General features: G+C 55.2%; 17 protein-coding genes and 2 pseudogenes. 11 read left to right on the forward strand and 8 right to left on the reverse strand.

What is annotated here, in order from left to right; translation table 11 throughout:
- The first annotated feature begins 578 nt into the window (after window positions 1-578).
- From ABLQ08_RS32030 to ABLQ08_RS32060, 7 genes are all read left to right on the forward strand, one after another.
- Window positions 579-1733, forward strand: a complete 1155-nt coding sequence (locus tag ABLQ08_RS32030; protein WP_352950843.1) for an ROK family transcriptional regulator — start codon at window positions 579-581, stop codon at window positions 1731-1733.
- A 336-nt stretch (window positions 1734-2069) separates the two neighbouring features.
- Complete coding sequence (locus ABLQ08_RS32035) at window positions 2070-2618, forward strand: cytochrome b (RefSeq protein WP_352950844.1); 549 nt, start codon at window positions 2070-2072, stop codon at window positions 2616-2618.
- A 149-nt stretch (window positions 2619-2767) separates the two neighbouring features.
- Window positions 2768-3436, forward strand: coding sequence for a response regulator transcription factor (locus ABLQ08_RS32040; RefSeq protein ID WP_352950845.1), 669 nt, complete (start codon window positions 2768-2770; stop codon window positions 3434-3436).
- Window positions 3433-4773: a sensor histidine kinase gene (locus ABLQ08_RS32045; RefSeq protein WP_352950846.1), complete on the forward strand. Its 1341-nt coding sequence runs from the start codon at window positions 3433-3435 to the stop codon at window positions 4771-4773. Before ABLQ08_RS32040 ends, ABLQ08_RS32045 begins: the two co-directional genes overlap by 4 nt.
- Window positions 4774-4833: 60 nt before the next feature.
- The gene (locus ABLQ08_RS32050; RefSeq protein WP_352950847.1) at window positions 4834-5229 is read left to right on the forward strand and encodes a YgiW/YdeI family stress tolerance OB fold protein; all 396 of its coding nucleotides are present in this window, start codon (window positions 4834-4836) and stop codon (window positions 5227-5229) included.
- 233 nt (window positions 5230-5462) lie between these two features.
- Window positions 5463-6044: a class I SAM-dependent methyltransferase gene (locus ABLQ08_RS32055; RefSeq protein ID WP_352950848.1), complete on the forward strand. Its 582-nt coding sequence runs from the start codon at window positions 5463-5465 to the stop codon at window positions 6042-6044.
- Window positions 6045-6089: 45 nt separating this feature from the next.
- On the forward strand, window positions 6090-7163 hold the full coding sequence (locus ABLQ08_RS32060; protein ID WP_352950849.1) for a DUF3500 domain-containing protein: 1074 nt from the start codon (window positions 6090-6092) through the stop codon (window positions 7161-7163).
- A 225-nt stretch (window positions 7164-7388) separates the two neighbouring features.
- Here ABLQ08_RS32060 and ABLQ08_RS32065 read toward each other — a convergent pair whose 3' ends face one another.
- From ABLQ08_RS32065 to ABLQ08_RS32090, 6 genes are read right to left on the reverse strand one after another with little or no spacing between them, the layout of a single operon-like run.
- A complete protein-coding gene (locus tag ABLQ08_RS32065; protein ID WP_352950850.1) occupies window positions 7389-8585 on the reverse strand; it encodes an ABC transporter substrate-binding protein in 1197 nt (398 codons plus the stop codon).
- On the reverse strand, window positions 8582-9556 hold the full coding sequence (locus ABLQ08_RS32070) for a CobW family GTP-binding protein (protein ID WP_352950851.1): 975 nt from the start codon (window positions 9554-9556) through the stop codon (window positions 8582-8584). The genes ABLQ08_RS32065 and ABLQ08_RS32070 overlap by 4 nt, the downstream gene beginning before the upstream one ends.
- Complete coding sequence (locus ABLQ08_RS32075) at window positions 9553-9885, reverse strand: hypothetical protein (protein ID WP_352950852.1); 333 nt, start codon at window positions 9883-9885, stop codon at window positions 9553-9555. The genes ABLQ08_RS32070 and ABLQ08_RS32075 overlap by 4 nt, the downstream gene beginning before the upstream one ends.
- A 42-nt stretch (window positions 9886-9927) precedes the next feature.
- Window positions 9928-10806, reverse strand: coding sequence for a polysaccharide deacetylase family protein (locus ABLQ08_RS32080; RefSeq protein WP_352950853.1), 879 nt, complete (start codon window positions 10804-10806; stop codon window positions 9928-9930).
- Between the two features lies 1 nt (window position 10807).
- Window positions 10808-12169: an amidase family protein gene (locus tag ABLQ08_RS32085; RefSeq protein ID WP_352950854.1), complete on the reverse strand. Its 1362-nt coding sequence runs from the start codon at window positions 12167-12169 to the stop codon at window positions 10808-10810.
- Window positions 12170-12217: 48 nt separating this feature from the next.
- Window positions 12218-13726 (reverse strand): NCS1 family transporter, encoded by a 1509-nt coding sequence (locus ABLQ08_RS32090; RefSeq protein ID WP_352950855.1) that lies wholly within the window; start codon window positions 13724-13726, stop codon window positions 12218-12220.
- A 172-nt stretch (window positions 13727-13898) separates the two neighbouring features.
- Between ABLQ08_RS32090 and ABLQ08_RS32095 the strand changes: the two genes are divergently transcribed.
- Window positions 13899-14906 (forward strand): GntR family transcriptional regulator, encoded by a 1008-nt coding sequence (locus ABLQ08_RS32095; RefSeq protein WP_352950856.1) that lies wholly within the window; start codon window positions 13899-13901, stop codon window positions 14904-14906.
- On the opposite strand, the gene ABLQ08_RS32100 is transcribed toward ABLQ08_RS32095, so the two are convergent.
- A complete protein-coding gene (locus tag ABLQ08_RS32100) occupies window positions 14888-15991 on the reverse strand; it encodes an NADH:flavin oxidoreductase (RefSeq protein WP_352950857.1) in 1104 nt (367 codons plus the stop codon). The two genes, ABLQ08_RS32095 and ABLQ08_RS32100, sit on opposite strands and share 19 nt — an antisense overlap.
- Before the next feature lie 101 nt (window positions 15992-16092).
- Here ABLQ08_RS32100 and ABLQ08_RS32105 point away from each other — a divergent pair, with 101 nt between their 5' ends.
- The 3 genes and pseudogenes from ABLQ08_RS32105 to repC all read left to right on the forward strand — a co-directional run.
- A complete protein-coding gene (locus ABLQ08_RS32105) occupies window positions 16093-16992 on the forward strand; it encodes a LysR family transcriptional regulator (RefSeq protein ID WP_352950858.1) in 900 nt (299 codons plus the stop codon).
- A gap of 242 nt (window positions 16993-17234) precedes the next feature.
- A pseudogene (locus tag ABLQ08_RS32110) lies at window positions 17235-17411 on the forward strand (DUF4158 domain-containing protein); the annotation flags it as partial.
- A gap of 122 nt (window positions 17412-17533) precedes the next feature.
- A pseudogene (gene repC, locus ABLQ08_RS32115) lies at window positions 17534-17698 on the forward strand (replication initiation protein RepC); the annotation flags it as partial.
- Window positions 17699-17750: 52 nt separating this feature from the next.
- Here repC and ABLQ08_RS32120 read toward each other — a convergent pair.
- A complete protein-coding gene (locus tag ABLQ08_RS32120; protein ID WP_352950859.1) occupies window positions 17751-20708 on the reverse strand; it encodes an autotransporter domain-containing protein in 2958 nt (985 codons plus the stop codon).
- Between the last annotated feature and the right edge of the window lie 687 nt (window positions 20709-21395).

Genomic DNA, 21395 nt, shown 5'->3' on the forward strand with positions numbered 1-21395 from the left:
TTGCTCATGAACACAATCGCCCCCAAGGCCATTGCTTATTTCTACACTATGTGTGTAGTAAAAGGCGAAAATGTGTCAAAGAGGAAAAATGTGCTGATCTTTTTTGCAGGAAACGTTGCTTTTTGCCGGATTTTCTCTTCGGTGACAATGACTTAAACACCGAACCAAAATCTGCCTCAAAACATCTGCCTGATTTTGCAATGAGCCCCGGCACCGAGGTACGGCATGAGCTCTCTTGCTAGTGGACTGCTACAGATGACGCTGGTTCAATCCATTTTCAGGTTGAAAATAGAAGGGGCACGCTTCCATGACAGACAGGTCATGAGCGGCAGCAGCTTCTTCTGGCGCTATCATCTATACTGGTGCGTTTCGTTGTGGAATTCAGTGCCCGCAGGCAATCTGTCAACATTGGAAGGGCATGCCGGGTTCAGTGCTGCCAACGAGAATTGCGGGTCAAGGTCCGGGATCGCACAGCTTACCATCGGCATCGGGCGCCGACCTGGCGGCGCTCGCGATTTGTTGACGGAGTGTTTGGCTTTGATTATGCCGCTTTGACGGCAGCAACGAGGAGCGCTGATTTGTATGACCCCACCCGCGGTATCTCCGAGAGATTTTTTCGCAGTCCGACACTAGATCAGGTTGCGTCGCCAAACGAGCGGGCGCTGTTGCGCGTTATCAGAGAAACGCAGGGGATATCACGCGCCGAACTCTCCGAACGCTCGGACCTGACACAGCAGTCGGTTTATCGCTTGATCGAGGCAATGCGAGAAAGGGGTTTGGTGGTGCTTGGAGACCCCAAGCCCGTGACCGGACGCGGCCAACCCAGCCCGACGATCTGGCTGAATCCGGGCTACGCCTTCACCGCGGGCGTTTCTCTGAATACAGACGCAATTGGAACCTGCATCTTCGATTTTGCAGGGCAGATCCGGGCAATGGACCGGATCGACAATTTCGAAACGCCCAGGTCTGTCGGTCTTGAGCGAATTAAGTCTTCAATCGACAGCCAGATCGGCGCACTAAACCTCCGCAAGAGCAGAATGCTCGGCTTCGGTTTCGCCATCGCAGGCTACAAGCATGAAGGAACAACCTACAATACGCCCCAGCCGTTGCACGAATGGTCGTTGATTGAACTTGGGCCTCTGATTTCCGAGTACTTTTCAAGGCCGGTCTGGACGGCAAACACGGCAAACACCGCGGCGATTTGTGAACAGATGCTCGGTGTTGGAAAGTTCTTTTCCGATTTCGCGTATCTTTCGTTCGACTACGGGTTTGGCGGGGCCGCCATCGTCGGCGGAGCGTTGCTGCAGGGAGGACACGGGAACGCCGGAGAGCTGAGTGTGATCTACAAAGACGATGAACTGGACAAGCGACCCGCTCTGGAATTTCTGGTTCGCACTTTGCAGCGCCATGGAATGAATATCCCATCTGTCGAATACATCCGCCTCAACTACGATCCTGATTGGCCAGGCGTCGAGGACTGGATCAGTGGAGTTATGCCGTCTCTCAATCGCGTCATAAATGCGATATATGCTGTGCTGGACCCCCAGGTGATCGTTTTCGGCGGCCAAATCCCGAAGGTTCTGGCACATCAGCTCATTTCGAGAACAGAAATTTCCAACCGAACACGCCACGGTCGGCAGATGAAAGCACCAAATCTGGTTGTTCCTGAACTCGATCTTGATGCATCGGCCGTCGGAGCCGCGGCAATGCCGTTCAAAGACGTTTTCTTTTAAGCGCCAGTCTCAGTGGCGAGCTTGAAGGCTTGATTTCCTCTTTGAGACAAACCGGCAGACATGCGCTTTGTCGGTGTTCCGGACAGCCGCCCCGGCCTTCCTGAAGCGGACGTTTCCCTGTCCCTTTAACACCCGACGGGAATTGAGCTATCGAGCCATTGCCCGACGAATTTCAAGCAGAACATCGCCTGCGGCCATGTGCTATGGCCGGCACTTCAGGATCTCTTCAGCTTCGCATGCATCTTCGCCTGCCTGCCGCTGTCGCGTTCGCGCAGCACCGGGTGTCGAGACGGTTACTCGACCTGTTTCAGCGGCAGAGCAAAGGAATGATAAGTGATGACTGAGCAAAAATACGTCGCTTCCGCTCGCATTTTACATTGGTTGATGGCGTTTGGCTTTCTCGTAATGTGGTCTGCCGGCTATGCAATGACATTGGACAGGTTTGATGACACGCCGGTCCAGGATTTCCTATTCAACTTGCACATCTCGATAGGGGTGACATTGCTCGCCCTTATGGCGCTTCGGATAGCAGTCCGCCTCTTCAACAAGCCACCGGCCCTGCCTGCCGAATTTAGTTCCTGGGAAAAAGTGGGGTCGCATCTCGGACATGCAGGGCTTTACCTGTTGCCCCTGTCGGTCATGATCATCGGCTGGGCCGAGGTGGATTTCGGTGGCCATGGCGTCCGTTGGTTTGGCGTTGCAATGCCCAAAGTCTTCCCAACCATGGAATTCTTCGCCGGCATCAATCTTGAGGAAGCGACCGAAGTTGCTCACGCGTCGTTGGCATGGCTGACACTTGCCCTGGTGATTGTGCATGTGGCAGCTGTTATCAAGCACAAGTACCGCGATGGCCACGATGTGCTTTACCGCATGAGCTTGCGATAATTCGGTCAGACAAGACAGCGACAAGCGGTCGTTTGCCGCTGTCAGTTCGGCATTGTTCGATTGAGCCAGTTTCGGTATTCAAAAGGAAAACGACTGTTTTCAGCGACAAACTGGAGAGCCAGTACTGCTTCAAGTGCTGCCGTGACAAAATGCGAATACTGCTAGTGGAGGACGAGCACCTGATTGCCGATGCAATCAAATCGTTCCTGGAACGGCAAGAATACCGGGTGGACTGGGTGAATGACGGTCTGGTCGCGGAAGCAGCCCTCGCGTCCGGTAGTTTCGACCTGGTAATCCTGGACCTCGGTCTTCCAGGTCAGGATGGCCTGGATCTGCTGAAGAGGCTTCGGCAAGATCAAAAAGGCATTCCGGTCCTGATTTTGTCCGCTCGGGAGACAACCCGTAACAGGATTGAAGGTTTGAATCTGGGGGCTGATGATTATCTGACCAAGCCATTCGACATGGAAGAACTTCTGGCGCGTTGCAGAGCGCTGGCCCGGCGATCGGCCGGGCGCACCAGACTGCCGCTTCAACATGACAACCTCACGCTGGATCTCGAACAGCAAAGAACTTTTTACAAAGGGCAGGAAGTCGTGCTGCAGCCCCTCGCTTTCCGCCTGCTGACAATTCTTCTTCAGTGCCAGGGTCGGGTGGTCTCCAAATCCGATCTCATGGAAAAGCTCTACGGCTGGGAAGAAAACGCGGAGAGCAATGTGCTCGAGGTCTATGTTTCCCAGATCCGTCGCCGCACGGATGCACGTTTGATCAGGACAATTCGCGGTGTGGGCTATATCGTGGATGGCGACAGGCGGTCATGACGCAGTTTTCCATCCGTAACCGCCTCCTGAGCTTCATGGTTCCCCTCCTGCTGGTTGTTTGGGGCATTTTTTCAGCGGTTGTCTACTCTTTGACACAAGATGAGTTGCAGGAGAGCCATGTGGCTCAAGCCTTCCAACTTGCCAAAGCCCTCGCCAATCTGAGCAATGACCGAGTTTCTTCGTTTCTGATCGACGAAGCCCATGTATTTGAAGACTACTACGTCGAAATCAGGGCTTCCGATGGCAAGGTTCTTTACAAGTCAAGCCAGATGGTTGCGGTGCCGAAGGAACTGAAAACCGGCATGCAGGAAGTTCGGAGCGGCGAAAAGGACTGGATCATCTGGACCTTTCCGGGAGAAGACACAGATCAAACCTACATCGTTGGAATATATGTCGGAGAAGCCAGGGACATATTGCGGCAGACAGTGCTGGGCGTCTCGTTGCCCCTCGCAATCGTGTTTGTATTTTCGATTTTTGCCACGATTTACATCGTCAAGCGCGGACTGGACCCGCTTACCTCGCTCTCCCAGTCCCTGAAGGTACAAGAGCCGGAAAAACTCGGGAAACTGGAGACCGGAAATCAACCGACTGAACTCGTTCCCATCGTCAGGTCGCTCAATTCACTGTTCGATCGCATAGAAGACCATTTGGAGCGCGAACAGCGTTTCATCGACGATGCGGCTCATGAGATAAGAACACCGCTCACCGTCGTAAAGGCGCAGTGTCAGGTCATCGAGCGTGACAAACTGGATGAGGCGACCCGGCAGCGGTTCGACAACATCATGAAGGGTGTCGATCGCGCGACGTACCTGGCAGCGAAGCTTTTGGAGCATGCTCGCACGGGACAGGATCAGAACATGGTGCAAAAAGAGCAGGATCTGCTGCCCATCTTGCAGCAAAGCCTGGCTCAGCAGGCGCATCTGGCCGACGCGAAAGGAATTGAGCTTCAGCTGCTTCGAGCCGCCCACGCAAAGACCATTGTTGATGCGGATGATCTTGGAACCATCCTGAGCAATCTGATCGGAAATGCTCTGCGGCATACGCCGGAAAATGGTCAGATCAGTGCGATCCTTCGGGATGAAGGGGAGTGTTGGACCATTTGTATCGAAGACAGTGGACCGGGAATTCAGGAGGCGTACCGGGACAAGGTGTTTGAACGTTTCTTCAGCCAGAACCCGGCGCAATCCGATCGTGGCGCTGGTCTCGGCCTGTCGATCGTACGCTCCTTGAGCAAGCGCAACGGGATAGAAATCAGTGTTGCCGAAAGCGAAAGCCTGGGTGGGGCAAGTTTTTCGCTGAAGTTCAAAAAGAGCAACGACACACAAACGATGATGTGACTTCAGATTGGTTTCAGGTTCGTGGAGTTTCTTCGGTCAACCAACCGAAAGGAACACCATATGAAGACCTGGCTGATGATCTGTGCGACCTTTGCGGCACCGCTCGTGTTGGTCTCTCCAAGTGCGCTTGCCGGACATGATCATGGCGACGGGCACGATCAGACGTCGATCCTGTATACCGGTCCTGCTGATATCGTCAAAGTTTCAAATCTTCCCTCGAGAGGAGGCTTGTTTGCCGACGACGAAATCATCGTTGAAGGCAAGCTGATCAAACAAGTGGATGACGAGACGTTTCTATTTGATGACGGCTCAGGTCAGATCCTGCTGGAAGTGGATCGCGACATCTCGAACCTCACTGTCAGCGACACGGATAATGTCCGCGTCTTCGGCAGATACGATGGCTTTTGGGGAGAGCCATCAATCGAAGCAGAAAGCATCAAAGTGTTGAAGCCTTGAAGGCCATGAGGGCGCGCGCTCAGCAAATGGCCTCAAGCCCGGAAAACGCGCTCACCCACCATCGAGCGCCCCGGCCCAGCGCGTTCAAACTCGGGCGCTACTGCAAGAGACGAAGTGTATCGGGGAGCTGCGCAGCGATGTCTCACACAGGCAAAACAACGTCTCAAAGTCTTTCTTCGAGAAACAACGTGAGATTGCTGCCTTCTCGGATTCCAAAGCCTCGTGAGCATACGATGTTCTTCCTGCGCGAATGGATTTCAGATCCATTGCGGGTTGCCGCAATCACTCCTTCAAGTCAGCGCCTGGCCCGTCTGATTACATCGGAAATCGATGCCAATGCAGCTCCTGTAATCGAGCTGGGGCCAGGCACGGGCGTTTTTACCCGCGCACTTATCGCAAACGGTATCGATGAAAGGGACCTGGCCCTCGTTGAATTGGGCGCGCGCTTTGCCACCGAGCTCAAGCGGAGCTTTCCCTCTGCCCGGGTTCTTCATGCAAGCGCTGAAATCCTTTCGCAACGAACCCTCTTTGGAGAACAGGGTGCGGGAGCCATCGTTAGCGGGCTTGGGTTGCTTTCAATGCCAAAACACATTGTCGAGCAAATACTGAAGGGAGCGTTGGACAATCTGCGGCCGGAGGGTGGCATTTATCAGTTCACCTATGGCTGGCGATGTCCTGTCCCGGACGCCTTGCTCTCCAAGTTCAACTTGAAGGCGGCACGCCTTGGAACCGTCTGTGCCAATTTGCCCCCCGCTTCGGTCTACAAGCTGACGCGCTGCAGAAAAACCGCAACAAGCGGATCTGCAAACAGTTGAGCAAATGACGCACGGACAAAGAACCAATCGTCAAGCGAGGAAAACATGAAGCCTATATCGATCGTGAGCCTTGCAGCCTTTGCAGGAACCTTGATGAGCACTGCCGCTCTTGCTCACAATGAGAATTACAAATCCCATGGAGCTGCTTCACTTGCATCTTGCGCGCCATCGTCTCCAGAGCACACCCCTGCTGCGATGGCGGCATCCGCCAACGGCTTCCTGAAGATCTTGACCGAAGAACAGAGACAGCTAGCTCAATACGAACTGGACAGTCCGGAACGATATGAGTGGACCAATGTTCCGGCACGCGGTGATGTTGGCGGTCTGCGGCTTGGTGATCTTGAAACCGAGCAGATGCAGGGCTTTTGCGATTTGCTGGCGTCCTTGCTGTCCGGCTATGGGTTCGAGAAAATTCGTTCAATCATGCAAGGTGATGACCTGCGCTCGGTAATCGATGGGGAGCCGAACACCGGGGTGGGAATCGAAGCGTTCCGCGTGTCTCTGTTCGGAGACCCGTCGGAGACATCGCGATGGGGGGTGCAACTGGACGGGCACCACATTGCTCTGAATTTCACTTTGGAAGGGGAGCACTACTCAATGTCCCCCAGCTTCATTGGAACCTATCCCAAGGAATTCACGGTGGCCGGCACGAAGCTCGCACCAATGGCTGGAGAAGTCGATCTTGCCTACCAGTTCCTTGATAGCCTGACCGATGAACAGCGGGCCGACGCGGTGGTCTCAGATACCCGGGGTGAAATCCAGACAGGTCCCGGAAAAGACGGCGTCGTTCCTGCCCAGGACGGACTGAACGCCGAAGCCCTGAATGGTACCCAGACCGGACTTCTGCTCGCCCTCGCTTCGCAGTGGTTGGATGTTATGCCGCCTCCTCACGCACGTGCGACCCGGCTGAGATTTCTCGACACAATCGACAGCACAACTTTTTCCTGGAGTGGCTCTACCGAACAAGGAAAGGACATCTCCTACAGAATTCAAGGGCCCTCAATCATCATCGAATTCGCGAATGACCTACGTGGTGGGGCTGCGGAAGGCGGCGATCCGACAAACCATATTCACACGATGTATCGCGACATCGAAAATGACTATGGGCAAGACTGGTAAAGGCAACTCCCTGGAGCCTCTTCACCAACCACCATCGACCAAACGCGCATCGTCACGACACCGGGAGCAGCTAAGCGGGTCGGCAGTTCCACGACACGTATTTACGCACTGATGAACCGAACGGCGCAGTCATTACCAAAGGTCTCATGATCGATTGGAGCTTTGGGCGACAGCCGTCAGATCCGGGTGATTTGTCATCATCCAACGTTTGGTTTGGGCGAACAACTACAGTTGTCCCTCTCTTGTTATCGCTTCCCATAACCTTACAAGCAGGTTGTGCTCGTCCATCACCGAGTTCCAAGTCACGATACGCGACAGGCGGGCCGCACTTGCCCCGCCTTCCCTGCACTCGCCTTTACGGAAAACCACATTTCCAAATGGGTCCTTCATGTCACAAGTGGCAGCCTTGCCTTCATACCAGAAGTCCCATTCAGCAGGTGAAAGAACGGAGCGTGTTGCTTGCGGTGTTGCCGCATAGGCTCCGTTTCTCGCCATGAGTGCTCCCGGCCCTCCGGACAGCCACCAATTCAGATATTCATAGGCGATATCCATCTGGCGTCCGCTCAAGCATCTGGAAAGGGCCATACCTCCAAACCAGCCGCGATAGCCTTCCACGGGCGTACACATTTCAACCTGAACGCCGCGAGCCCGCAGCGCAAGGAAGTTAGCCCACCACATGGTGGACAGGATCGGAGGCTGTTCTGCACCGAGTACCGGTACCGCGTCGGTCCAAAATCCATAGAACTGTCCCCGGAGCTGGCTTTGACGAACGAGGCGTATGAACTGTTCGATTTCTGCCAGATCGAGGTTGCCGATGTCCTGGGCTTGGAACTGATTTCCCGCCTGCATGGCCAAGAGCAGATCCAACACACCGATTGCGGCATCTGCCTGAATTGCCACACGTCCGCACCACTCACTTGAGAGCAAATCAGCCCAGCTTTCCGGCTTCGCCTGCGCACCAGCTCCTATCACTGCGAAGCTGTCGGCATTATAAACAGTCGGGAGCATCGAAATGCTGTCGCTTTGAACGTGATTCAGTTCACCGTCTGCCTGTACGAAGAGAAGATCACGCGGGTTGCTACCCAGTTCATCACTTTCGTTCCCGGAAGAGAAAACCGGCAGATCGAGCACCTCGGACCAGCGGTCTATGCGGGTTACATCGATTGGTTTCAACGATCGGGCCGGCCATACCAGATCCAGATCGTGAAACCATTGATCATAAATGTCGAAACTATCGGGTTGCAGCGCGCCTCGTCGCTGGGCCTCGATGCCGTCAAGTACCGTAAAATTCAGCCGGATCCCCAGATCGGCCTCGGCAAGTGTTCGCAGCGGGGCAATCAGAGTGACATCCGTTCCGAGCACCTTCAGTTCATTCGCGTCAGTGTGCACGGCGGACATTTGCAGCGTCTTGCTGTCTGTCATTGACGTCGCGCCCAATTTTTACTTCCCCTGTTCACAAAAGCCTCAAAAGATTCTTGCAGTTTTTCCAGGTCGAGACCGCGAGAAATGAACACGAGACGCGACGGTTCACTAGTAGACATGGACGTGCTTGGATGCTGTGGAGGGTGCAACGTATGTCCGACACCATCGATCAACACTTGTCCGAGCGTAGTTGTATTGAGCAGGCATTTGACCCGCAAGAGATTCTGGCCATGACAATGCACCAGTGCGGCGAGCCAGATCACGAACGTTGTCCAGTCGATTTCCTCTTCGAGCGTCAGACTTAATGTCGCCGCGCTTGCCACTTCCCCGGAAGGCACAGGTGCACAGGCGAAGGCCGGGCTTTTCCTTTGCTCACCTGTCAACTCCTCCAATGAAATTAACTCCTCGGTCCGCTGTTGCTTCGCAAACGGATTGATCGCAGTCAACTTTTCCCGGAGATCTGGCAGTTTGTCCTCGGACAGAAGACCGGTTTTGGAGATCAAAATCGTGTCAGCGGCTGCAACCTGAGGAGCCCATTCGGGCTGATGGGCGTGAACATTCACGCAATTCAACGCGTCGACAACAACCAGAACCTGTTCAAGCACGACCTGATGCCGCAAAACCGGATCGAACAGGAATGTTGACTGGATCTGTGCCGGATCTGCCAAACCGGTAGTCTCGACAACAATGCGTTCGAACCTGGGAATTTCTCCCCTCTCCACCCGGCTGAGCAGCATTAGAATGGCATCCTTGAGTTCACCTCTGATCTGGCAACAGATACAGCCTGAATCCAGCAATACCGTATCCGGGGCAATCGGCTCCACCAGGAGATGATCAATACCAACTTCGCCGAATTCGTTGATGAGAACCGCAATCCGCTCGCCAGCATCCTGCTGAAGAAGATTGCGCAGCCAGGTGGTTTTACCCGCGCCAAGAAAGCCGGACAAAAGGATGAGCGGAACAGATGTCATGTTGCTGCTCCCTCCGGCCGCCTGCGGCCTTCTATGTTTTCGACTGACAGCGGATCGAAAACGCCACCCAATCCGGTTTCAAGGGCTGCCCAGATATCACTGATGGTGTCGACAATGACTTGATGGCCGGTCGGTCCCGTCAGAACGAAGTTCTGGCCCTGCCAGTCACGGACCGTGATGCGTCTTGCTGCGAGCAGGGTGTTGACGGCAGAAGCAAGCTCCTGCCGCGACTTTCGCCTTTGAACCGGATCCGCGCTGGCGGCAACGTGGCCCGGTTGAGTGGCCGTCCAGTGATCATCGCTCCCAAACAGGCCACAAAGACCGCACATGAGTTCATCCTCCCCGGCGTATTGGTTTCTTTCTCGATGACTTCACGAGAACGGGAAGCGGCGATCGAAATCGTCAGCGATTTCGTCGAACGTCACCCAGCGAACACCTTCATGGCTGTTGAAGTATTCAATGAGCCGCTCATGCATCAGCAGCACCTGCGGCCGGCCTGAAACGTCTGGATGGACCGTCATGGTAAAGACCGCATAGTCGTTTTCACGGTAGACGTAGTCGAACTGGTCCTTCCACATTTGCTCGATGTCCCTTGGGTTCACGAACCCGTGGCTGTTGGGAGACTTTTTGACAAACATCATCGGAGGAAGGTCGTCGAGATACCAGTTGGCCGGGATCTCGATCAATGGCGTTTCGCTGCCGCGTTCAAGCGGTTTCATCCAGGTATCGGGGTGTTCCGAATAGTTGATCTTTGTCCAGCTGTCGCCAACTCTCACCCTGTACGGGTGGAAGTCGTTATGCATAAGGGAGTGATCATATTTGATCCCTCGTTCAAGCAGAAGTTCGTTTGTAACATTCGAGAACTCCCACCAGGGGGCGACATAGCCGGTCGGACGGCGTCCCGTGAGATCCTCCACAAGCTTGATGGACTTATCGAGGATGGCGGTTTCCTGTTCACGCGTCATCGCAATCGGGTTTTCGTGACTGTATCCGTGAATACCGATTTCGTGCCCGGCATCTGCCACTGCCTTCATTTCGTCGGGAAACGTTTCGAGCGAATGCCCCGGAATGAACCAGGTTGTCCTGAGGTCGTATTTTTCAAACAGGCGCAAAAGACGGGGCGACCCGACCTCACCGGCAAACATTCCCCGGGAAATGTCGTCAGGGGAGTCTTCTCCACCATATGAACCGAGCCAGCCGGCAACCGCATCCACATCCACGCCATAGGCAATCAGGATTTCTTTGGGCATTTCACTCTCCATCGTTTGTCTTGAGTTGATTTGAAAGAAGTGCTGCGAGACGGCTGCCTTGCACCAGCAGCGCTCCATCACAGCCGGAAGCCGCTGACAGAAGGAGCGAGCTTTCGATGCGGCCTCGGTTTCCGGTTAAAGGAATGGCAAGACCTGGAAGATCCAGGAGACTTCCGATCATTGTCGCCGCAAGAATGTCGGTGTTGAGCCGGGCGGTAGCATTGCTGTCGCGGGTTCGGTCGAACGGCAGACGAAGTGCCGGCACGGTGGGATGTGCGATCAGCGCGTCACCGATTTCTTCACGCACCGCACCGACAAGTTCCGCTCGCCTGGAAAGATATTGCTGATAATCCCTGTCGCTGAGAACCGGAGCTTCGACGATCCGCCTGCGCACCAGGGGATCGAGACGCGAGGCTTCAGGACCGGTTGCAAGAGCCTCATAGCGTCTGCGGGCCTCTATCGCGACCAGCGGACCACGGGCTTGAAGCAGAGATCTGATTTCTTGGGCGGCCCGCAATCGGAACCTTCGGACCGTCCATCCGTTGCGTCGCGCAGTGTCGAGAGCATGGCGATAAGGAGTGAAAACCTCTTTCTGCCAGTGCGGGCCGAGGGCATCGGAAACATCGAGCAGCTCGTGTTGCCCGGAGCTGACCGGGGCGCCCCGCACATCCGCAAGCACCGCGTCGGTGGCAATAATCCTTTCAACTGAATTTGCCAGCACGCCGACCGTATCGAGCGTTTCGGACAAGGCATGAACACCCTTTCGGCAATATCGTGCCGTGCTGGGACGGAAGCCATAGATGCCATTGAGAGCGGCCGGAACGCGCACCGAGCCGGAAGTGTCCGTACCCATCCCGATATCCACGATGCCTTTTGCGACAAGGACGGCGGAGCCGGAAGATGAACCTCCGGGCAGCAACGGTATTCCCTGTGAAAGAGCCGATGGCGGCGTGCCGAAATGCGGATTGATGCCAAGCCCCGAAAAAGCGAGCTCGGACAGGTTGGTACGAGCCAGCGAGATTGCGCCGGCCTGCTCCATTTTCCTGACGATCGGGGCATCGTCGGTTGCACACTCGGCGTCCTTGCGCAGAGCCGATCCCAGGGTCGTTACTTCCCCTTCCTGGTCAATGATGTCCTTCCAGCCAACGCACATGCCTTCAAGTGGCCTGGGCGAGAGACCGGTGGCTTGCCGGTAGTCCACTGTTTCGGCCTGCAACAGCGCGTTGGACGCGGTCACTGAGATAACTGAAGGTGCATGGCAAGGCTTTTTCAGTTGTGCGATCTTCTCAATGACTCGCTGCACGGCAGCACCCGACGATCGACCAGACAGAACCGGTCTCCTGGCCAAAGAAATGTTGGTCATGATTGATGTCCCCGTAGGCGGGCGCCGGTGGCGCCCGCAGCATTTCCGCTAGAGATCTTCTCGCTTGAGAGAAGCTTCCGGAATCTTGTCCGTCTCCAGACGTTGCATGCCGGTTCCCGGGGTGAAGACCCAATTCTTGTTCACCGAGGTCGCGAGGTACTCGCTGTCGTTCGGATCGACGACTTCCGCTTGCGGATAGCTTGGCAGGATCCAGACTTTCATCAGGACAAAGTAGATAATCAGCGCAGACGGAAACCCGACGACATAGGCATAGTCGAGGAAGACCAGCGCCAAACCACCGCCGGCAATCCATGCGATCAGTCCTGCCGGATTCCAGCCTCCGGCATATTTGAATTGACCATCCTCACGATAAAGGTCAGGCACATTCAGTCGGCGACCTCTGATGAGAAAATAGTCGCAGACCATGATCCCGCCGACCGCAGACAACATCGCGCCGTACAGTCCCAGATAAGTGAAGAGGTGATTGAGGATCAGCCAGGGCATCGCCAGCGTTCCGACAACACCGGCAATCACGATGCCCCACGCATAGTTGAGGCGCGGCGCACCGGCATTCACGAAAGTCAGTGCCGCCGGAATGAGATTGGCACTCGTGTTGGTGGACCACTGGGCCAGAATGACCATCAACAACAACACGACAAGCGTCAGCCCGGTTCCCTGCCCCTGAATGACCGTAATCGGGTTCCAATCGCCTGTTGCTATGAAGGAGACGGCACCGATCAGTGCGATCCAGCTCTGGGCGACGGGCAAAGCAATAAACTGGGCGGCAAACACGTTTCGATTGCGGCGAAGAAAATTTCTGGCTCCCCCTTCGGTTTTCAGAAAACGGGTGATGTTGGGAATGTCCACGGCAAGCGCCGACCAGAAGGCCATGTTGGCGACAAACAGGGCAAGGACACTCATGTTCGCATCACCGGCGAACGACCAGATATCGTTACCGCTGGCGGTTGCCAGATTTTCCAGCGTGAAGAACATCCAGATCGAGATCGCGATGATGGCCGGTGCGGCAATGCTGGCCAGAACCTGCACCGCACGCATACCCATTGCCGTGTTGATGATCTGAACAATGCCGAAGACCGCGTACCAGACGATCCAGTTATCAAAGCCGGTGAGGTAAGAAACGATACCGTTGAGGGCCAACGCACCGAGATAAGTCTGAATGCCGAACCAGGCTGCCGCGACGATCCCCCTCGTCACCGAGGGCAGATGCGTCCCCACTGTACCGAAGGGTGCGCGAAGATAGACCGCAAAACTAAGACCGTGCTCAGTGCCGATGTCCGCGGTCAAGGCCATGACAAGTCCGAGCGTCAGGTTTGCCAGGAAGATCGTGACGATCACGGTCGCCAGGGGCAACCCTGCGACACCGCCCGCTCCCAATTGAAATGTGGCGATGATCACCGCCATTCCTATCCAGATCCAGATGTAACCCAAACCACCGATCGTACGCTGGTTCAGCCAGGTTGGCAGGATCGCCTCCTCCATCAAGTGCGACCCTTTCTCGAGCTCTGTTGCCCGAGACACAGATTGTGCGGCTTCCATTTCTTCCTCCCTAATGTTCTTTTGTATTCATAAGATCATTTTTTGAAAAAGGAAAGACTGTTTTTTTCGCTTCCGCGCGATTAGGGTGCTGACGACAGCCGAAAAAATTGGGTAGTTAAGGGCAACCAGCTCTTGATAAGCCAGCGCTGAAGACAAAAAGGAACTGCTGATTTTGGCTAGGATTCCCAGATACTTATCGATATCCGCAGCGATCGATGAAGCGATTGGTGATGATCGCCTGCAGCCGGGAATGGTGTTGGTGGAGGACCCGTTGGCCCGGCACTTCAACACAAGCCGCACGACCATAAGAAAAGCGCTGAACGTCCTTTTCGAGCAGCAAAAAATCAGCCGCTTCAACGGCAGGGGATTTCTGGTCGGCTCCGATCCAACGCTCTCCCCCAACCGGGCACCGATCGAGCCACTGCTTTTCAACGCCTCGTCGGCCAAACCGACGCCAAGGTCGATTTCGAGCCAGGATCAGATCCTGCCGCAGCTTCGGCAGGCGCTAGTTCGAGCTCTGCCCTTCGGCCCGTTCCGCATAAGCGAAGCCGACCTTAGCGAAACCTACGACGTCAGCAGGACCGTCATCCGGGAAACCCTTTCCCAGCTGCGCAGCACCGGTTTGGTTCGCAAGAATGAAAAATCGAACTGGGTGCTCGGTCCCCTGTCCGCTCATGAAGTACGCAACCACTACGAGATGAGAATTATTCTCGAGCCGGTGGCCCTGTCGCAGAGCGTTCCAAACCTTGCAGTTGCAGACGTTGAGGCCGCCTGGCAAAGGCTTGATCGGCTCGCCACGTCCCCGACGGACGCGGATGAAACTCAACTCGCAGAAATCGAACATGAATTGCATGTCGAACTTTTGTCCGGCTGCCGGAACGAACAACTGCTTTCAGCTTTGCGGGCTTCTTCTCTTGTTCTAGCGGTGAACGAGATGTTCAGAGCGCTAGTCGGCTCTGGACAGGACAATGAACTGCTGGTCAGCGAACATCTTGCGGTCGTAACAGCTTTGCGCGACGGCAACCTTGCGGTTGCCGCCAACGCTCTCAAGCTTCATCTTCAAAGAGCGCGAGACCGGACCTGCCGGCGATTGAAAACCCTGTCTGTTCTCAGTTCACCGGTCATGCCGGATTATCTCACGCATGAACCACTGTCGGTCAATCAGGCACTCTTGGCCTGACGGGCCCTGAATTCGGCGGCCGATTGCAAGTCGGCAAACGGAGAAAACATGCCGAAATCGAACGCCGGCGGCTGCAGGTTGTTCTGCGCATACCGCGGCCAATCCTGAGCGGCCAGGGCGCCCTTACCGATTGCAACCATATCCGCCGCACCTTCGGCAATCACCTGTTGCGCCCGCTGGACATCGAGATTTCCATTAGCGATCACGGGCAATCCGCTTATGCTTCGGGCGTGCTGTGCCAATGACGGTCCTGTTTCAAATGCCGGCGCATCCGCATTGAACTCCGTTGTATGGATGTAGCTCGCTCCTGCTTCCTTCAAGCGTGAGAAGATCACCTCCGCGTCCTCTGCCCCGTCCTTCCATTTGTGCTCGTAGTCGTTGACCTTGGCCTGCGAGATCCGCACGCCGATTGTGGCCGCCGAGCCAAGCTTCTCACGTAATCGTTCAATAATTTCGCAGGTCAGGCGCACTCGACCTTTTGCATCACCTCCGTAGGCATCTTTTCGCGTGTTGGTGTAATCGGTCAGAAACTGGTCCAGTAGATAGCCGTTTGCACCATGCACTTCGACGCCGTTCGCACCGGCATCGAGCGCTCGCATGCCCGCCTCGACAAAACCACTGACGGCTTCCTCGATGTCCGCTGCAGTCATTGCCTGCGGCGTGGGATAAGGTCCTTCCCCGTGATAGAACGACATTTGCTCTCCGCGGGGTGTAACTGCCGACGGTGCGCGAGCATGGGTTCGATACCGGTTGAACTGTGAAAGCGCCCCGGCATGCATGAGCTGCATGATGAGTACGGCACCGGTCTCCCGAACAGAACCGATCAAGGGTTTCCAGCTGTCCTGCTGGCTTTTGTCGACGATCCCGGGCTGGTTTCGATAGCACTGGCTATGGGCCTTGTCGGTATAGACACCTTCCGTGATGATGCCGGCAAAACCACCCGTGCCGAATGCGCGGTAATAGTCTCTCATCAAAGGGCCCACCAACCCTTCCTCTGTGCCGCTCACCCGGGTCATAGGGGCAACCAGGCACCGGTTGTCAAATGTCAGGCCGTCGATGGAGGCAGGCGAAAATAGGTCAGTCATCTGAATTGTCTCCTATCAGTTCCCGGAAAGAAGACAGCACAACATAATATCAAGCAATATGATCAATTGATGTTTATTACGCTATATTTTATATGGTAATCATGAGCAAGATCCATATTGCCGAGAGTCTGAAAGTGTTCACCGCAGTGGTGGACAACGGAAGTTTCGCCGCAGCAGCAAGAGAGCTGAAGCTCTCCCCGGCCTGGGTGGCCAAGACTGTCGCCCAGTTGGAAAAGCACCTGGGCGTGACACTGTTCCTGCGCTCGACACGCGCGCTGTCCCTCACCGACGCCGGTACGACCTGCTATCACTCAGCAGCAAAGGTGAACCGAGAGCTGGTGGAACTCCATGAACTGATGCGAGACAGCAGCACCCAGGTCAGCGGCACGATACGCCTGAGCATGCCTGTCGTGCTTGCAACGGAGCCGATGGGTGCGTTCATTGCAAGGTTTCAGGAACTCCACCCCAAACTGGAACTGGACATCGAAGTCAATGACCGCTTTGTCGATGTCCAGCGGGACGGCTTCGATGTAGTTCTTCGTCTGACCCATAGCCTGAAGGACAGTACGGTCATCGTCCGCAAACTGCGCCAGATCCGAAAGGTTCTGTGCGCGTCCCCTGACTATGCAAGCAATTCTCCAAAACTGGATAAAATTGAGGATATTCATCAACATAGGTGTCTGGTGTATAGCGGCCTTCAGGCCTCAGACAGATGGCAGTTCACGGAAGGAACTCAGACCCGGCATGTTGTGCCCCCCTCCTGTGTAAAGGTGAACAACAGTCAGCTGATCCGGTCCGCCCTTCTTGCAGGTGCGGGCGTGGGGCTCGTTCCCGAAATCATCGTGGAAGAAGATCTTCGGGAGGGCCGGCTTGTGCAACTCTCTCATCTGGCGGAAGCGCTTCCGCTTTCACTTTTCGCCCTGCGCCCGCCAATGCGCCACATGCCTCTTCGGACAAAACTCTTCTGGGACTATCTGGTGGATTTCTGGCGCTCCGAATGACGAGGCGAGGATAACGGCTGCCCTGTCCCGGTATGGTTCTTGAGATTCATCCAAACCATTCCTCTTGGCTTCATAGATCCCTAAACAGGTCCACAGCCGAGTAATGCTTCACCAGGCTTCCGTACAAAAACACAAGGACAGTTGGATGGAGGAGTTGCTGATCTGCGTGCACCAAAATCTGCCAGTTCCGATTTCCGGACTGACAACAGTTCGCTCGTGATTGTCATGTTCCAAGATGTCAGATTTTGAGCGATCGACAGCGAGCGGCGCTGTTTGATCTGCCAACCGATGAAGCGACCTTCCTGCGGCATTAAACGCTGGCCGATGATGACATCGAACACATTCGATCTCGCCGCCGGACACACAACCGATTTGGGTTTGCCTTACAACTCTGTGTCTTTCGCTATCCGGGGCGGTTGTCTCCCCGCTCGGTTGGGCACATATCCTTCGCACGGGCGAATACAGGTGGCCAAAACGATAACCAATCCAGCTTAGGTACTATCCTGCCCCCTACAGGAGCAAACCCCAAAATACTATCGAACGGCAGGGAAAACATCTGGCCGCGGCCTGTGTGGCAGTCGTCGCTGAAAAGGCGTTGCGGCATCCGGAGCAAATTACCTCGCCAGGAGGATACTTCCGCGCGATGATCGACCGGGCCGGGGAGGGTAAATTACACCTGCACAAGTCGTTGCATGGCTTGGTTTAGCCTTCCCGCCGCGAGATACCACCGAGTTGGTGACGGCGTCTTACATGAGGGCCTAGAACGGTATCTTGACGCTCAATGTGCCGCCGTAGGAGCGGAAGTCATCGGTGCCGAAGCCGTCGAAATAACCTTCACCAGAAACGCGGATCCCACGGCCAGGAATGAACAGCCCGGCACCGGCTTCCAGCTTTGCCCGCAGGTCTTCATCCGAAGAAATCAGCGTGGCATCGCTCGGGATATCGTCCAGCAGTTTGTTGAAGTCGTAGATCCCCGAGACGGACAGGAAAGGGGAGAACAGCATGTTCTTCGCCTGAAGATCCCACGAGACCTTCGGTCCGAACTCCAGGCGGCCCAGGTCGAAGTCCTGCGACGGGATCAGACGGCCGAGCGTATCGGTGTAGCTTTCCTGCTCTTCGAAATAATAGGTGAGGCGGGCAAACGGACTGACCCGCGTTGTTTCATTCAGCTTGAAGTCACCGGTCAAACCGCCCTGCAGCAGGAAACGTTCCGTGCGGAAATCATCTTCGAAAAGCCCGAGCGCGTTGACGGTGTTGTCAGACTGCCCATAGGTCAGCAGCCCGTCGAGATAGAAATTCTGGTGCACACGCAGCGCGGCGTACGGTCCGACCATCCAGCCAACACCCTCGGCAGATGTACCGGCGGAATCGTTGTCTTCATCGGTGATATCAAGCTGCCCCATCAAGCCGACAACAGCCCGATCCTGGAAACGGTAATCCAGCCCGGCGAAGAGAAGACCGGTGGTGCTGTCGTTGCCATCGTTGTCGGTGACCGCGAAGGTCCCCTGAGCCCAGAAATCCCAGCCAGATGCGTATTCGCCTGTCTGTTCACTACCGTTCAGGATCGCAAGCGGATCCTCGCTCTTTTGCTCGCCGGTTATGGCGTTCAGGAAGGCCCTGTAAGAGAACTGGAAGTTTCCGGACTGGCTGTAGGGCGTCACGTTGAAATCGAACCCGTTCTGTCCGCGCTGACGCCCGAACGGCCCATTGCTCAGACGGGAGACGATGTCGGGTTGACCGTTCACAATCGCATTTGCCCGGTTCGTGACGAAGGAAGCAATCACCTCCTGGGTCTTCTGGATATCCGCTTCAGAATCCCGCCCGTTGGTCATCGAAAATGAGGCGGTCGTCAGGCCCGATGCGCTCGCGATCACCGAATAGGCGCGCAACGAACCACCCGAAAAATCGGACGCCGTTGAGTTTGCCGTCAGTGCCGAACTTGTCGCCGTCCCGTCCGCTGCCGTGGTCACCGTTTCGGTATTGGTTCCGGTGCTGGCGAAGGTCAGCGAAGCCCCGGTCGCCGGCGCGGTAAATGTCACGTCGACCCCGGAAACACCATTGTTGCTGCTATCGGTGACCGTGGCGACAAGAGGTGCACCGAACTGCGCGCCCACTTCGGCCGACTGGCCGGATCCACTTGTCGCGGTCAGCCCTGCGGCGGTGCTGGCGGCCGCGCCGATGACGGACACATTGAACGGGTTTTCGTCTGCATCGTCGTTGGCGAGATTGAAGTCGAAATCAAAAGCGCCGGCGGTCGTCGGAGTGTAGTCCACCTGCAGGGTTGCGCTTCCGCCACCGCTGGCCACCGTTGTTGAACTCAAGGTGAAGCTGTTCACGGTTACGTTTGTCGTGCTGGTCACATTGCTGGCGACGGCCACCGGCATGAGGTTGAGATCAGCTGTGCCGGTGTTGGTGATCGTATAGGTGATGCTCGCGCCGGATCCAGCATCCGCCACCCCGGACACGGTATCGGTTCCGCCATCGGTGATCGCGCCGCTTTCGGAAGACGAAACATCGATCTCGGGACTTGCCGCCACAACCGTCCCAGAGATCAGGATGTTGTACGGGCTTTCGTCCGCATCGTCACTGCTGAAACGGAGTTCAAAGTCCAAAGGACCTGCAGAAGTTGGAGTGAATTCAACGCCGACGGTTGTCGTCTCGCCGGGGAGCAGGGTTGTGTTGGTTCCGAGGAGGTTCGTTGAGCCAATATTGAAGGTGGTAAATTGGAGTGACCTTCCTATCAACGTGAGTGGACTACTGCCGGTGTTTTCGACCGTGTAAGTCAGAGTTTGCCGCGAACCGACTGCTATAACGCCCAGGCTTTCAGTTGCTCCATCGGCGATAGGGCCACTTAAGGAAGATGTAACATCGATCTCCGGAGTTCCGACGCCAGTTCCACTGATCACAATGACATAGGGCGATTCATCAGCATCGTTGCTGCCGACAGATAAAATGATGGAAAACGGTCCCAGGGTGTCTGGAGTATATCTAAGGGTGATTGGCAATGTCTCGCCGCTGGCCAACGAGCCTGAGCCTAAACCAGAGACGGAATCCAAGTTCACATCGTTCGCTGAAGTACCGAGCGTCGACAGCGTAAGCGTGGTGCTGCCGGTATTCACGACCGTGTAGGTCACTACCTGCTGGACGCCGAGGGTTTGGTTGCCCTGGTCGTCCGCTCCGTTATTGGCAATTGAGGCTCCGCCCGAAGTCTGCACGTCGATCTCAGGCGCTTCAACTGTCAGAACGGCCTGTGAGTTACCAGAATTGCCAAGGCTGGACGTTAAGTCACCGGATATGTTGAGAAAACTTCCACCGATTGAGGACGTTACATCGACTGCAATTGTACAGGTAGCACCAGCGCCAACGCTTCCGCCGGTGTAGGAGATCACACTTGAGCCAGGGGGTGCCGTCAACGTACCACCGCAGCTGTGCGACGTGTTGGAAGGCGATGAATTCAAAACACCGGCGGGAAGATTGTTTGTGAGAAACAGCGATGTTGCCGCCGTAACATTGGCTGAGTTGTCGATTTCAAAGATCAGCGTCGATATTCCGTCAACCGAAATTGTGCTTGGTGTAAAGGACTGCGAAAGTGTTGGCGTAGCCATTGCACTTTGCGCACCGAAAATCCCAAAGGTCAGTATGGCTGCAAATACCGTCAGTAACGTGCGTAGCGAGCGGTGTGCTCCATCAGGCAAACTCATCGATTCGTATGACATCAGCGCTCCGAACTGGCTCCTTCAGCGCAACCAAAAGAGACTTCCCTCTGTGAAGCTGGTCTGAAGCTTACTCGCGACATAGGTGCACTAGGTGAGGGCAAAAGGTAGGGTTCGGGAGCGTTGATACGCTGTCCGTGCGGTCAAGAATGCTAAGAACTTGGCATTCTTGATCTTAGTTCAAAAAATTTTGGGTCAGACTTTCTATTCTGCGATAAAACACGCAAAACAGTCCAAACAAGAGGTGAATTAAAGTATTAAATCGAGACTCTAATAGTGAATAATAACTATTAAAGTCACTCAATCTATGCATATCATTACTTTATAATATTCAGCTATAACTCCATAAGCATAGTAAAGAGATGGGCTTTCAATGAAAAGATGCAATCTATAGTAGCATTCTGCGGTGCGAAAGTGATCCTTGCCGATTGTTAGGCTGTGCTCGCAAGCTTCGAACCTAGAAACGCAAAGCGGTCATACTTAGAAACGCAGCAAATTCTGCGACAGAATTCCGAGCTATTGCATCAATGAATTCATTGGTTCGGGCGCTTATTAAATAGCGCTCTTTCTACGAAGAACTCTCAGCCCTGGCAGCATCAATCCAATCGGACAGGGCTTTGGCGTCGGGAATTTCGATGGCGCCATACTTCAGTGCGATCAACCCTTCCTGCTCGAGCTTCTTCAGCGCTT

Source organism: Roseibium sp. SCP14 (assembly GCF_040329475.1).
Lineage (GTDB): Bacteria > Pseudomonadota > Alphaproteobacteria > Rhizobiales > Stappiaceae > Roseibium.